Source organism: Bradyrhizobium sp. SZCCHNR1017, assembly GCF_032381375.1.
In the GTDB taxonomy this organism is placed as follows: domain Bacteria; phylum Pseudomonadota; class Alphaproteobacteria; order Rhizobiales; family Xanthobacteraceae; genus Bradyrhizobium.
The window spans coordinates 92,495-104,877 of record NZ_JAUHIR010000001.1; the positions used below are offsets into that span (position 1 = coordinate 92,495).

The window sequence follows — 12,383 nt, forward strand, 5'->3', positions numbered from 1 at the left end:
ATCTTCACCACCGCCTTGGCCGCCCGGCGGTCACCGAGTGGCGTTGATGGCATGCTGGGGAACAGGCGGTCTCGGCGATCAATGACGCCAACGCAGGTCATCCGAAAGAAGAACAACCGCAACCCGCGACACGACGGCCCTCGCATGGCCGCCTCCACGGTACGTGACGCCATAGGCGGGATTCGAACCCGCATCACCAATGGCACGAAGGAGCCGACACCTTCACCACCAGCAGCTCCCGGCCGCAAGCGGCCGGGAATTCAAATAGCTTGTCTGCGGCGCTCTTCGGCGCCGCATGTTGCGAGCTCCTTGAAGCTCGCTCTGTCATCGGTGTCCGGCGTTGCCGCCTCGTTCCCTCCGACAGGCCCCGCGCGCTCGGGCCGCGCGCATCACCTGCGCGAGCCCCGGGATCCGGGTCTCCCTTTCCGGCCCAAGGCCGGGACTTCCGTTGGTTTCGCCGTGCAGCCGGTTCGCCTGAGGGCAACAAAAAACCCTCCGGAGCGGCTGGCTCGGGAGGGTCCGTGTGATGCGGACTGTTGATCTTGCCTCAAGCAAGATCGCTCCCCCGAGCATGGCGTGCGCCATCCACCGGCATGACGCCGTTGGACGTGCGGATGAAGTGTTCGTAGCCGAAGGACATCGTCTCGCTCATGTTTGTCGCGGGCGCAGTCGCTCGCGAGGCCGCGGGACATACGCCGCTTTGTTGGTGCTGTCAACAGCATGGAGTCGATGTTCTTGCCGGCTGCCGCGGCCTTGATCTGCAACAACGCGCCGATGCGGAACATGCTTATCGTGAGGATATCGAGGTCGCGGCGAGAATTGCGGGCGCAGAGTCATGAACCGACGGCAGGTCCTGATAGGAGGCGGCAGCGCGCTTGCGGTGGCCGCGCTCGGCGCCGGCACCTGGCGCGCCGCGACCGGCACGATGCGCGCGTATGACGACTATATCGCCCGGTTGCGCGCACCGCTGTCGCCCGAGATCACCGATGTCATCCGTTACGCGACACTCGCAGCCAACAGTCACAACACGCAGCCATGGCGCTTTCGCGTGACGCAGGATGCGATCGAGATCATGCCCGATCCGTCACGCCGCACGCCGGTGGTCGATCCGGACGACCATCATCTGTTCGTCAGCCTGGGCTGCGCGGCCGCCAATCTCGCGATCGCGGCGGCTGCAAGCGGCCGAAGAGGCGAGGTTGCCATCGACGGGCAGACGGTGCGCTACAGCTTTATGAACGCCGAGCCGCATGACGATCCGCTATTGCCTGCGATCGTCCGCAGACAGTCGACACGTGCCGACTACGACGGACGCGCCGTGCCGTCAGGCGATCTTGCGGCGTTGCAGGTGGCAGCAGCCACGCGAGGCGTCGATCTCATACTCATTACGGATCGTACTGTGATTGCGGCCATCCGCGACCTCGTCGTCGCCGGCAACGACGCCCAGATGCGCGACGTCGCGTTCATGCGCGAGCTGAAGTCCTGGCTGCGCTTCAATCCGCGCAGCGCGATGGCAACGGGTGACGGCCTGTTTGCACCCGCGAGCGGCAATCCGTCGTTGCCGACCGCGCTCGGCGGCATCGCGTTCGACCACCTCTTCGATGCGGCGGCAGAGAACGACAAATATGCGCGCCAGATCGGCTCATCTGCCGGTCTTGCCGTGTTCGCAGCCGAGAACGCCGATCCCTCGCACTGGATCAGGGTCGGGCAGGCGTGCCAGCGCTTTGCGCTCGAGGCGACGCGCCTAGGCCTCAAGCTCGCCTTCATCAACCAGCCGGTAGAGGTGGCTGCGCTGCGTCCCGAACTGGCGCGCGTGATCGGAACGACACGGCGGCCGGATCTCGTGTTGCGTTTCGGCTATGGTCCTACGCTGCCGTTCGCGCCGCGGCGGCGCGTTGCCGACGTGCTGGGTTCATGAGTCGTTCCTGTCAATCTTGACGGATTTGCGACTCGGTGCATTGCTTCGCTGCATGTTCGAGAACACCCGATTGGCACGTATGAGCGACGGGCATTATTGCCTGGTGCGCGACCTTGGCCTGGTCAAGGGCGGCAAGGGCATGCGCCATCACGAGGTGGTGGTGGATTTCAGCTATCGCGGCATGAAGCTGTTTGCCAGGCAGGGCGCGTCGTCGCTGATGCGCAGGGTCGCGGCGAAGCTCGCGCAGCATGATGCCACCTCGAAACTGCCGGCGCTGCTGCGCGTGCGCCTGCGCGAGCCGCAGTAGCGTCAGCGCTTCCGCCGAATCTCACCGCGCTGCGGCGTAATCGGTCGTTTCGGGTCGTAGGGGCTGTCCGGATTGACGTCGAGCTCGACGTCGGCCACGCAGTATTGCGGCTGGCGGTGGCTGTGCCCGGAATGCCAGCGCCTCTGGCGCAGCTCGACCTCGCTGATGTCAGCGACATCGAAGCACTTCCATTGGCCGCCCGGCGGCAGGCCGCTGCTCGCGCCGCCCGCGAACTGGAACGCGAGCACGCGCTCGCGGCCGGCGGTGTGGCCGAGGATGATCGGGCAGATCGCGCGGGCGAAGCCGCCATACATGCACAGCACCTGCTGGCGCGTGATCATCGCCTGCATGATCAACTGGTAGGTCGGGCTCGGCATGCTGGCTTTCTGCACGATGCAGCAACACAAGACGGTCGGCCGCATGGGGTTCCGCATCGAACCTTGCAGCGGCGGCTCACGGGCTTAGATTGAGGCCTCAGCGACAAAGCGAGCAAGAGCCACGATGTCCGATCTCTCCAGCTTTCCGATCACCACGCGCTGGCCGGCGCAGCATCCCGACCGCATCCAGCTCTATTCACTGCCGACCCCGAACGGCGTGAAGGTCTCGATCATGCTGGAGGAGACCGGCCTGGCCTACGAGCCGCACACGATCGATTTCGGCAAGGACGACCAGAAGACCCCTGAATTCCTCTCGCTCAATCCGAACGGCAAGATTCCCGCGATCATCGATCCCGACGGTCCCGGCGGCCAGCCGCTCGGCCTGTTCGAATCCGGCGCGATCCTGCAGTACCTTGCCAAGAAGACCGGAAAATTCCTGCCGAACGATCCGGCGCGGCGCTGGCAGACGATCCAGTGGGTGCATTTCCAGATGGGCGGCATCGGTCCCATGTTCGGGCAGCTCGGCTTCTTCCACAAATTCGCCGGCCGCGAGTACGAGGACAAGCGGCCGTTGCAGCGCTATGTCGCGGAGAGCAGGCGGCTGCTCGGCGTGCTCGAGGCGCGGCTCGATGGCCGGCAGTGGATCATGGACGCCGACTACACGATTGCCGATATCGCGACGCTTGGGTGGGTGCGCAACCTGATCGGGTTCTACGGCGCGCGCGACATCGTCGCCTTTGATGAGCTGAAGCACGTGCCGGCCTGGCTCGAACGCGGGCTGGCGCGGCCGGCGGTACAGCGCGGGCTGGAGATCCCGCAGCGGCCGTGATCGTCAGCGATGCCGATTTCGAACGGTGCTTGGCCGAGGTGCTGTCCGCGCCGGCCACGCCGGGCGATGCCGTGCTGCCGTCCGACAGCGTGATGTGGCGCGTGCATCGCGAGGCCGCGCTGTTTCTCGGCGCTGGCCGCGCGCTGCTTTTGCAGCTCGCCCATCCCTGGGTGGCGGCGGGCATTGCCGAGCAGTCCAAGGTGTTTGCCGACCCGCTCGGCCGTTTCCACCGCACCTTCAGCATCGTCTACACCATGGTGTTCGGCACGCGCGCGCAGGCGGTCGCGGTGGCGCGGCGGCTGTATCGGCGGCACGCCGCGGTCGACGGCGTGATGCCGGAGACGGTCGGACCGTTTACGGCCGGCTCGCGCTATCGCGCCAATGACGTCGACGCGCTGCGCTGGGTCCATGCCACCCTGGTCGAGACTGCGATGATGTCCTACGGCCTGCTGTGCCGCCCGCTCGACGATGCCGAGCGCGAGCAATATTGGCGCGAGGCGACGCGGTTCGCGGGCCTGTTCGGAATTCCACACGAGGCCATGCCGCCGGACTGGGCGTCGTTCAAGGCCTATACGGCCGAGATGATGGCGTCGGAGACGCTCACGGTCGGCCCGGCGGCGCGCGAGATCGCGCAGCGTATCTTCTCCGGCGAGGCGACCCTTATCGGACCGCCGCGCTGGTTCACGGCGTTGACGGCCGAGATGCTGCCGGAGCGGCTGCGGCTTGCGTTCGCGCTGCCCTATGGCGAGCGCGAACGCCGCAGCGCGGCGCGCGCCAGGCGGTTTCTGCCGCGCGCCTATGCGATGCTGCCGGAGAGATTGCGTACCGTCGGCCCCTATCAGGAGGCGATGGCGCGTATCGAGGGGACGACGTGTCCGCCGTTCACGCGGCTGCTCAACCGCGTCTGGATCGGACAGCCCAGCATGGCGAGCCCGTTCGAGCAGCGCGCAGAACGTGCACGGAGCGGGACGGTCTGAGTCCGGCGCGCTTGCGGCGCAGACGACGGATCATGGCCGCGGAGCAAGCTTGAGCGTGATGCCGCGAACCTCCTGCGGCGTCGGCGCGCGGCTGCCGCCGGGTTGGCTGATGCTGAGACGGATCGACAGGCGTCCACTCTTGATCGCCTCCTTCGGCACCGGAAGCGCGTAGGTGCCGGCCTCCGCGCCAGTGCGAAGGCCGAATGGCGAGATGGTCCCGAGCGGCATCCCGGACGCCGTCGTCACCGTCACCTCCTGGCCCCGCCCCAGTGCGCCCAGGCTGATCTCGACGACGGGAGCCTTGCTCGCATCCAATGGCCGCGGCACGACCAGATCGACGGCTCTGAACGGCTCCGCGGCCAAGGACGAGGCCGGCCGCAGCACCGCACAGAGCAGCACGGCGCAGCTCCGCAGCGCGGCGCGCCTGCCGTTCATCGGCGCAGCGGTCCGACCGAGAGCGCCTTCAGCGTCGGCGCGGTGCCGACGCCGCCCGAGGGCACGACGCGGATGCTCAGCGGCTGGTTGGGCGCGGCCCGCAGGGCGGAGAAGGCCTCCTGCTTCGTCGGCAGCGGCACCGCGAAACTCGCATCCGTGGTCATGGCCATGCCCGGCATCATCGATCCGAAAAAGGCGATGGTGCCTGCATAATACGGGCTGTCAGCCGTGACCTTGCTGACGTTGGCGGGCGCGTTGACCAGGACGTCGAATTCGCGCACGGTCGAATAGCCGCTCGGGCGAGGCAGCGTGATCTGCGCCATCAGCGGCTGCGGCCGCGCTGCCGCCAGATGCGCTTCGAGCGCATCGCCAGGGATCCTCACCGTGCCCACATTGGCCTTGACCGAGCCCTGCTGCGGCTTGGCCTGCGGCGCCGCGGCGACCGCGGGCGGATTGACGATGTCCTCGCCGAAGCCTGGCGCATAGTCGTAGTCGAAGCGGTCGGTCGAGATGTAGTCGCCGGCCTTGCTGGGGCCGACATAGCCGCCCTTGCCGTCGGCATAGAACAGGAAGGGCTCGTCGGAGAACGTCTTCAGTTCGGCGCCCTGCGGCAGATAGGGCAGCTTGAGCCGCTGCTGCTTGCGCGTCCAGACATCCCAGAGCCGGTCCATGTTCGAATGGTGCAGGAAGAAAATCGGGTCGACCGGCGACAGGAAGTTGGTCATGTTGCCGTAGGGGCCGGGATCGAGCGGGCCGACGCCGCCGATGTAGTTGTGGACCTTGTTGTGCGGCAGGCCTTCCAGGGTCGAGAACTTGGTCGCGCCATTCGGCTGGGTGTTGTGCGAGGCGGTCTTCGAGCTGGTGAAGCTCAGATAGTTGTCGGAGTTGTAGAAGTCGGTCGGCAGCAGGCCCGCCATGATCACGAAGGGCGAGACGTCGTAGGTGGTCTTGGCGTCGAGCTTCGGATTGTCGCGTGACAGATAGCGTGAGGCGCAGGTGGTGGCGAAGGCCTCATTGCCGGAGATGCCGGCATTGGCGGACGGCGAGAAGCCGGTGACGTCGTTCCAGAGATCGTCGATCGACTTGTAGCCGCGGATTTCGAGCTGGCCGCGCTGATCCTTCGACAGGCTGTTCCAGTAATCCGTCAGCGCCGGCTTGATCAACGCGGTGAAGACCGCGAGATTCCCGGTGAACGGCTGATACGCCCGGTCGGTCGGTGTCAGTACGCCGTCGAACATGCCGGCGGGGATCTCCGGCAGCTCGGTCCAGTCCCAATAGGGCAGCGCGAAATTGTCGTCGCCACTGAGGGCGCGGATCGATTGCTCGAAATAGCCGAGATAGCCGCGATGCCAGACGTAGAACCACCAATTGCCGTGCGGGCAGTCCATCAGGTGGATGAACGCGTTGCGGAACCAGTTCTGCGGATGGTTTGCGGGGAGCTGGAGCATGGCGGCGACGCCTTTCGCGTAGCTCGCCAGCATCTTCTGGCCTTCCGCGCTGGTGACGTTGTGGCGGCGATATTTCGCGGCGGCGCGGCTCGGCCTCGGCGAGATGACGGTGGAGGCTGCCGCCATCGCGGCCTTCGCCAGGAATGTCCGGCGGGTCTGTCGCAATCCCATGCTCATCTGAAATGAATCCTGGTTGGAAAAGCGCCATGATGCGGTCTCGCGATTGCAATCTCAAGTAGCAAATGCGTGTGATGGATGTATGATGCCACCTGAGAGGTTTGCCGATGAACGCGCTGACGCTGCTGATCATCCGCCATGCCGAGAAGCCCGACGGCGACGCGACAGGCCCGGGCCTGACCCACGAGGGCCAGCCGGACTCGAAGTCGCTGGTGATCTTCGGCTGGGAGCGGGCAGGGGCCTGGACGGCGCTGTTCGGCAGCGGACTGGGCGGCACGGATTACCCGACACCGCAGGCGGTCTATGCCGCCGATCCCGACAGCGCCGAGGACGGCTCCGACCCGAGCCGCCGGCCCTATGAGACGGTGCTCGATTTGGCTGCGCGCGTCGGCCTCGACAAGCCGAACACGTCCTTTGCGAAGGGGCAGGAGGCGGCGCTGGTCGAAGCCCTGCTACCGCTGTCCGGCACCGTCCTGGTGGCGTGGGAGCACAAGGCGATCATCTCCGACATCCTGCCGCGGCTGCCGGTGAGCAATGAAAGCCAGTTACCGACCCACTGGTCCGGCAAACGCTTCGATGTCGTGCTGCGGTTCGATCGCGCCGACGGCGGGGCGGAATTCACGTTCGGCGAACTCTATCCCTGCCTGATGCCGGGGGATTCCGACAAGCCGCTGAAGAGCGATCCGATGGACGGGGGCTGACAGGCGATATGCGCGATCGCAAGCGTGCGATCACGGCGTTCCAGAAGGGCGACAGCCCGGCATTCCTGACCAGCCTCAAGGCCGGCGGCGTCGGGCTGAACCTGAAGGCGGCCGACACCGTCATCATCTACGACCCCTGGTGGAATCCGCAGTGGAGGCGCAGGCGAACGATCGAGCCCACCGCATCGGCCAGGACAAGACGGTCTTCGTCCATCGGCTGGTCACCGCCGGGACGATCGAGGAGAAGATCGGTGAGCGCAAGCCGGCGCTGGCGATTCACTGTTCGATCGCGAGGGGCAATGTCGGCAAGGCGCTGACGGAGGAGGATATCGCCGCGCTGCTGTCCTGACGGCGTGTGGAGAAGCGTTGCGCGTGGCATCCGTTATTCTGTGCGGTCACGCCAGTGCAATGCGCTCGCGCGTCTCCTCGACCCAGGCATGGGCGGCGAACCATTCATGGTAGATGCGGCAGTGCGGGCAGTAGGCGCGCGAGAAGAACACGGGCATGCGCTGAAAGCGCGCGGCGTCCATTTCCATCCCTGTCTCGATGCTGCGGCCGGTCTGCGGACAACGGACCATGATCTTGCCCATTCGCGGTCTCCTGTTCGTGGGCCAGATACGCCGGGGATGCGAAGAAAATGTAATGCTCAGCCGACAGTTTCGTGGCAAAGGTCGGAGTGAATTCCGACCGCGGAACGCGCGGCGTCGCTGCATCAAAAGCGGGTGAATCCCGCTGCAAAATGCACGGCCGATTGTCGCAACGCGGGACATCCGCCGCGGTCGGACACGATTGTTTGAGGACGCGTGGCATGAGCATCACGATCTACGGAATCAAGAACTGCGACACGATGAAGAAGGCGCGCGCCTGGCTCGACGATCACGGCGTCGCTTACGAATTCCACGACTACAAGACCGCCGGAATCGACAAGGCTAAACTCAAGGCATGGAGCGACGAGCTCGGCTGGGAGGTGCTGCTCAATCGCGCCGGGACGACGTTCAAGAAGTTGCCCGACGCGGACAAGAACGGACTCACCGAGAGCAAGGCGATCGCGCTCATGCTGGCGCAGCCTTCGATGATCAAACGCCCGGTGCTCGATCTCGGCGGCCGCCGCGTGGTGGGCTTCAAGCCGGATCTCTACGCAAAGGACGTGAAGGCTGCGAAGTAGTTGGAGCCGCGATCGCCGCGCGCGTGCAGGAAAATGCCGGTGGTATGATTTTCTATGTCAGCGGGAAATACCGGCCGATTTCAACGCAAGGTCCGCCGGCCGCCTTGCGACGTCGTTGCCCAGCTTTCCGCCTTGCCTAACTCCCTCGATTGACGGCATATTCCGGCGCGAAGCGGTCGCGGGTGGCGACGAGGAATCGTCCAGCCGTCCGGCAGAGCCGCCGTACAGGAAGAAGCGAGGGCCAGGCGCTGACGGCGCCGGCTTGGGGGGAATCTTTGGCTGACGAGTTCATTCTCGAGACCCACGGATTGACGAAGGAATTCGCGGGATTTTTTGCCGTTCGCGATGTTTCGCTCAAGATCCGCCGGGGCACCATTCACGCGCTGATCGGCCCGAACGGGGCCGGCAAGACCACGTGCTTCAACCTGCTGACGAAGTTCCTGACGCCGTCGGCCGGCAAGATTCTCTATAAGGGTCAGGATATTACGGCGACCGCGCCGGCCGACGTGGCACGGCTCGGCCTGGTCCGCTCGTTCCAGATCTCGGCGGTGTTTCCGCATATGACGGCGCTGGAGAACGTCCGCGTCGCCCTGCAGCGCCAGCATGGCTCGTCGTTCGATTTCTGGCGCTCCAAGAGCGTTCTGAACCGCTTCAACAGCCGGGCGCTCGAGCTGCTCGACGACGTCGGCCTCAGCGAGTTCGCCAATATTCCGGCAGTCGAAATGCCCTATGGGCGCAAGCGCGCGCTGGAGATCGCGACCACGCTGGCGCTCGATCCGGAGATGATGCTGCTGGACGAGCCGATGGCCGGCATGGGCCACGAGGACATCGACAAGATCGCCGCGCTGATCAAGCGCATCTCCGCCAAATACACGATCCTGATGGTCGAGCATAATCTCAGCGTCGTCGCCAACCTCTCCGACACCATCACCGTGCTGACGCGCGGGCAGGTGCTGACGGAAGGGCCGTATTCTGAGCTCTCCAAGGATGAGCGCGTCAAGGAAGCCTATCTGGGAGCCGGACATGCCTGAGGTGATGACGGCCACGAAGCCAGGGCAGGCGGCTGCGACCAGCACCATTCTCGACGTCAACAACCTCGAGAGCTGGTACGGCGAGTCCCACATTCTCCACGGCATGAACTTCAACGTGAATGCCGGCGAGGTCGTCACCCTGCTCGGGCGCAACGGCGCCGGCAAGACCACGACCCTGAAATCGATCATGGGGATCATCGGCAAGCGCACCGGCTCGGTTCAGTTCAACGGCCAGCAGCTGATCCGCATGACCTCCGACAAGATCGCGCGGCTCGGCATCGCGCTGTGCCCGGAGGAGCGCGGCATCTTCGCGAGCCTCGATGTCCGCGAGAACCTGCTGCTGCCGCCGGTTGTGCGGCCGGGCGGCCTGACGCTCGACCAGATCTTCGAGCTGTTTCCGAATCTGAAGGAGCGGCTGAAGAGCCAGGGCACCAAGCTTTCCGGCGGCGAGCAGCAGATGCTGGCGATCGCGCGCATCCTGCGCACCGGTGCCAGCTTCCTGATGCTGGACGAGCCGACCGAGGGTCTCGCGCCCGTCATCATCCAGCAGATCGGCCACACCATCGCGCGGCTGAAGAAGGAAGGCTTCACGATTCTCCTCGTCGAGCAGAACTTCCGTTTCGCCTCGACGGTCGCTGATCGCTACTACGTCGTCGAGCACGGCAAGGTCATCGACGGCTTCGCCAATGCCGATCTGTCGGCCAACATGGACAAGCTGCATACTTATCTCGGCGTCTGACCAGCGCCAGCGGCGCTGACCTGGCAGTTCCTTCCGCGGTTTTCTCGCGGTTTTCTTGGTAGAATCTCTTGGCAGTTCTCTTGGCAGTTTTCTTGGAAAGTTCTGGAAGTTGGAAATGAAGAGCAAATTCATCGCGTCGCTGCTGCTGGGAACGGCACTCACTCTCGCCGCTGGCAGCGTCGCTTCGGCCGGCGACAAGACCGTCAAGATCGGCGCGCTGTCCGATCAGTCGGGTCTTTATGCCGATCTCGGCGGTCCCGGCTCGACACTCGCAGCGCAGATGGCGATCGAGGATTCCGGCCTCACCGCGAAGGGCTGGAAGATCGACGTCATCTCCGGCGATCACCAGAACAAGCCGGATATTGGCACCTCGATCGCGCGCCAGTGGTTCGACGTCGACAAGGTCGACGTCATCGTCGACGTGCCGAACTCGGGCGTGGCGCTGGCGGTGAACAACGTCGTCAAGGAAAAGAACGGCGTCTACATCAATTCGGGCGCTGCGACCTCGGATCTCACCAACGCGCAGTGCTCGCCCAACACGGTGCACTGGACCTACGACACCTACATGCTCGCGCACACCACCGGCCAGGCGCTGGTCAAGGCGGGCGGCTCGACCTGGTTCTTCCTGACGGCAGACTACGCCTTCGGCGCCGCGCTGGAGCGCGACACCACGGCGGTCGTGACCGCCAATGGCGGCAAGGTGATCGGCGGCGTCAAGCATCCGCTCAACACCTCCGACTTCTCCTCCTTCCTGCTGCAGGCGCAGTCGTCGAACGCCAAGGTCATCGGCCTCGCCAATGCCGGCGGCGATACCACCAATACGATCAAGCAGGCGGCTGAGTTCGGCATCAATAAGGGCGGCCAGAAGCTTGCCGCGCTGCTGTTGTTCCTGACCGACGTCAAGTCGATCGGGCTCGACATCGCGCAGGGCCTCAACTTCACCGAGACCTTCTACTGGGACATGAACGACCAGACCCGCGTCTTCTCCGAGCGCTTCGCCAAGCGCATGAAGAACGGCGCGCCGCCGACCATGGTGCAGGCGGGCGTCTATGCCGGCTTGATGCATTACTTCAAGGCGCTGGAGGCGCTCGGCGAGAACCCGCATGACGGCGTCAAGATCGTCGACAAGATGAAGTCGATCCCGACCGACGATGCGCTGTTCGGCAAGGGCGAGATCCAGCCGAACGGCCGCACCATCCACACCGCCTATCTGTTCGAGGTCAAGAAGCCCTCGGAGTCCAAGGGCCCGTGGGATCTCTACAAGCTGGTCGGCTCGGTACCGGGCGACCAGGCCTTCACGCCGCTCGACAAGAGCGCGTGCGCCTTGTTGAAGAAATGAACCGCTGTGGCTCCGGCGGCTGAACGTCGCCGGGGCCGCCATCTTCTGGGAAACGCCGAGAGAAAACAGAAACAAGACGATGCAGGCCCTCTACGCACAGCTCCTGGTCGGACTGATCAACGGCTCGTTCTACGCGCTGCTCAGTCTCGGGCTTGCCGTCATCTTCGGCATGCTCAACATCATCAATTTCGCCCATGGCGCGCTCTACATGATGGGCGCGTTCTGCGCCTATTTCCTGCTGAACCTCGGCGGCATCAATTATTGGTGGGCGCTGCTGCTGGCGCCGATCATCGTCGGCATCTTCGGCATGGTCCTCGAGCGCACCATGCTGCAATGGATTGCCGGGCTCGACCATCTCTACGGACTGCTGCTGACGTTCGGACTGGCGCTGATCATCCAGGGCGTGTTCCAGAACTTCTTCGGCTCGTCCGGCCTGCCTTATGCGATCCCGGATCAGCTCCGCGGCGGCATGAACCTCGGCTTCATGTATCTGCCGGTCTATCGCGGCTGGGTCGTCATATTCTCCCTGGTCGTCTGTCTGGCGACCTGGTTCCTGATCGAGCGGACCCGGCTCGGCGCCTACCTGCGCGCGGCCACCGAGAATCCGACATTGGTGCGGGCGTTCGGCATCAACGTGCCGCGCATGATCACGCTGACCTACGGCCTCGGCGTCGGGCTCGCGGCGCTGGCCGGCGTGTTGTCGGCGCCGATCAACCAGGTGCGGCCGCTGATGGGCGAGCACATCATCATCGTGGTGTTCGCGGTGGTCGTGATCGGCGGCATGGGTTCGATCATGGGCTCGATCATCACCGGCTTCCTGCTCGGCGTGATTGAGGGACTGACCAAATATTTCTATCCCGAGGCTTCCAACACCGTGGTCTTCGTTCTGATGGTCCTGGTGCTGCTGGTGAAGCCGACGGGTCTGACCGGACGAGCGGCCTGA

General features: G+C 64.9%; 14 protein-coding genes and 1 pseudogene. 11 read left to right on the forward strand and 4 right to left on the reverse strand.

Translation table 11 applies throughout. The features are described from left to right. The first annotated feature begins 835 nt into the window (after window positions 1-835). Window positions 836-1,915: an Acg family FMN-binding oxidoreductase gene (locus QW863_RS00435; protein ID WP_315712511.1), complete on the forward strand. Its 1,080-nt coding sequence runs from the start codon at window positions 836-838 to the stop codon at window positions 1,913-1,915. Window positions 1,916-1,994: 79 nt separating this feature from the next. Beyond that, window positions 1,995-2,222 carry a hypothetical protein gene (locus QW863_RS00440; protein ID WP_315712510.1) on the forward strand — a complete coding sequence of 76 codons (228 nt, stop codon included), beginning with the start codon at window positions 1,995-1,997 and terminating at the stop codon, window positions 2,220-2,222. 2 nt (window positions 2,223-2,224) lie between these two features. On the opposite strand, the gene QW863_RS00445 is transcribed toward QW863_RS00440, so the two are convergent. Beyond that, entirely contained in the window at window positions 2,225-2,599 is a 375-nt protein-coding gene (locus QW863_RS00445) for a hypothetical protein (protein ID WP_315712509.1), read from the reverse strand. 124 nt (window positions 2,600-2,723) lie between these two features. Here QW863_RS00445 and QW863_RS00450 point away from each other — a divergent pair, with 124 nt between their 5' ends. Beyond that, window positions 2,724-3,428, forward strand: coding sequence for a glutathione S-transferase family protein (locus QW863_RS00450; protein ID WP_315712508.1), 705 nt, complete (start codon window positions 2,724-2,726; stop codon window positions 3,426-3,428). Then, a complete protein-coding gene (locus QW863_RS00455) occupies window positions 3,425-4,405 on the forward strand; it encodes an oxygenase MpaB family protein (protein ID WP_315712506.1) in 981 nt (326 codons plus the stop codon). The genes QW863_RS00450 and QW863_RS00455 overlap by 4 nt, the downstream gene beginning before the upstream one ends. Window positions 4,406-4,435: 30 nt before the next feature. On the opposite strand, the gene QW863_RS00460 is transcribed toward QW863_RS00455, so the two are convergent. After that, window positions 4,436-4,840 carry a hypothetical protein gene (locus QW863_RS00460; RefSeq protein ID WP_315712504.1) on the reverse strand — a complete coding sequence of 135 codons (405 nt, stop codon included), beginning with the start codon at window positions 4,838-4,840 and terminating at the stop codon, window positions 4,436-4,438. After that, window positions 4,837-6,465, reverse strand: coding sequence for a tyrosinase family protein (locus QW863_RS00465; RefSeq protein WP_315712503.1), 1,629 nt, complete (start codon window positions 6,463-6,465; stop codon window positions 4,837-4,839). The genes QW863_RS00460 and QW863_RS00465 overlap by 4 nt, the downstream gene beginning before the upstream one ends. A gap of 107 nt (window positions 6,466-6,572) precedes the next feature. On the opposite strand from QW863_RS00465, the gene QW863_RS00470 reads away from it, so the two are divergent. Further along, a complete protein-coding gene (locus QW863_RS00470) occupies window positions 6,573-7,166 on the forward strand; it encodes a histidine phosphatase family protein (RefSeq protein WP_315712502.1) in 594 nt (197 codons plus the stop codon). After that, window positions 7,163-7,515 (forward strand): annotated as a pseudogene (locus tag QW863_RS00475) (helicase-related protein); the annotation flags it as partial. The gene QW863_RS00470 and the pseudogene QW863_RS00475, both read left to right, overlap by 4 nt. Window positions 7,516-7,561: 46 nt before the next feature. Here the strand turns inward: QW863_RS00475 and QW863_RS00480 are convergent. Continuing rightward, window positions 7,562-7,756 (reverse strand): hypothetical protein, encoded by a 195-nt coding sequence (locus tag QW863_RS00480; protein ID WP_315712501.1) that lies wholly within the window; start codon window positions 7,754-7,756, stop codon window positions 7,562-7,564. A 218-nt stretch (window positions 7,757-7,974) separates the two neighbouring features. On the opposite strand from QW863_RS00480, the gene QW863_RS00485 reads away from it, so the two are divergent. The 5 genes from QW863_RS00485 to QW863_RS00505 all read left to right on the forward strand — a co-directional run bounded on the left by QW863_RS00485 (window position 7,975) and on the right by QW863_RS00505 (window position 12,383). Further along, window positions 7,975-8,331: an ArsC family reductase gene (locus QW863_RS00485; RefSeq protein WP_315712500.1), complete on the forward strand. Its 357-nt coding sequence runs from the start codon at window positions 7,975-7,977 to the stop codon at window positions 8,329-8,331. Between the two features lie 275 nt (window positions 8,332-8,606). After that, entirely contained in the window at window positions 8,607-9,362 is a 756-nt protein-coding gene (locus QW863_RS00490) for an ABC transporter ATP-binding protein (RefSeq protein ID WP_315712499.1), read from the forward strand. Continuing rightward, window positions 9,355-10,101, forward strand: a complete 747-nt coding sequence (locus QW863_RS00495) for an ABC transporter ATP-binding protein (protein ID WP_315712498.1) — start codon at window positions 9,355-9,357, stop codon at window positions 10,099-10,101. The genes QW863_RS00490 and QW863_RS00495 overlap by 8 nt, the downstream gene beginning before the upstream one ends. 115 nt (window positions 10,102-10,216) lie before the next feature. Next, window positions 10,217-11,440 (forward strand): ABC transporter substrate-binding protein, encoded by a 1,224-nt coding sequence (locus QW863_RS00500; protein WP_315712497.1) that lies wholly within the window; start codon window positions 10,217-10,219, stop codon window positions 11,438-11,440. A gap of 79 nt (window positions 11,441-11,519) precedes the next feature. After that, entirely contained in the window at window positions 11,520-12,383 is an 864-nt protein-coding gene (locus tag QW863_RS00505) for a branched-chain amino acid ABC transporter permease (RefSeq protein ID WP_315712496.1), read from the forward strand.

Bases quoted from the DNA above. Each gene is read 5' to 3' on its own strand.
- QW863_RS00450 (WP_315712508.1), top strand. From the start codon at position 2,724: ATGTCCGATCTCTCCAGCTTTCCGATCACCACGCGCTGGCCGGCGCAG.
- QW863_RS00440 (WP_315712510.1), top strand. From the start codon at position 1,995: ATGAGCGACGGGCATTATTGCCTGGTGCGCGACCTTGGCCTGGTCAAG.
- QW863_RS00470 (WP_315712502.1), top strand. From the start codon at position 6,573: ATGAACGCGCTGACGCTGCTGATCATCCGCCATGCCGAGAAGCCCGAC.
- QW863_RS00460 (WP_315712504.1), bottom strand. From the start codon at position 4,840: ATGAACGGCAGGCGCGCCGCGCTGCGGAGCTGCGCCGTGCTGCTCTGT.
- QW863_RS00445 (WP_315712509.1), bottom strand. From the start codon at position 2,599: ATGCCGAGCCCGACCTACCAGTTGATCATGCAGGCGATGATCACGCGC.
- QW863_RS00500 (WP_315712497.1), top strand. From the start codon at position 10,217: ATGAAGAGCAAATTCATCGCGTCGCTGCTGCTGGGAACGGCACTCACT.
- QW863_RS00435 (WP_315712511.1), top strand. From the start codon at position 836: ATGAACCGACGGCAGGTCCTGATAGGAGGCGGCAGCGCGCTTGCGGTG.
- QW863_RS00465 (WP_315712503.1), bottom strand. From the start codon at position 6,465: ATGAGCATGGGATTGCGACAGACCCGCCGGACATTCCTGGCGAAGGCC.
- QW863_RS00505 (WP_315712496.1), top strand. From the start codon at position 11,520: ATGCAGGCCCTCTACGCACAGCTCCTGGTCGGACTGATCAACGGCTCG.
- QW863_RS00485 (WP_315712500.1), top strand. From the start codon at position 7,975: ATGAGCATCACGATCTACGGAATCAAGAACTGCGACACGATGAAGAAG.
- QW863_RS00495 (WP_315712498.1), top strand. From the start codon at position 9,355: ATGCCTGAGGTGATGACGGCCACGAAGCCAGGGCAGGCGGCTGCGACC.
- QW863_RS00480 (WP_315712501.1), bottom strand. From the start codon at position 7,756: ATGGGCAAGATCATGGTCCGTTGTCCGCAGACCGGCCGCAGCATCGAG.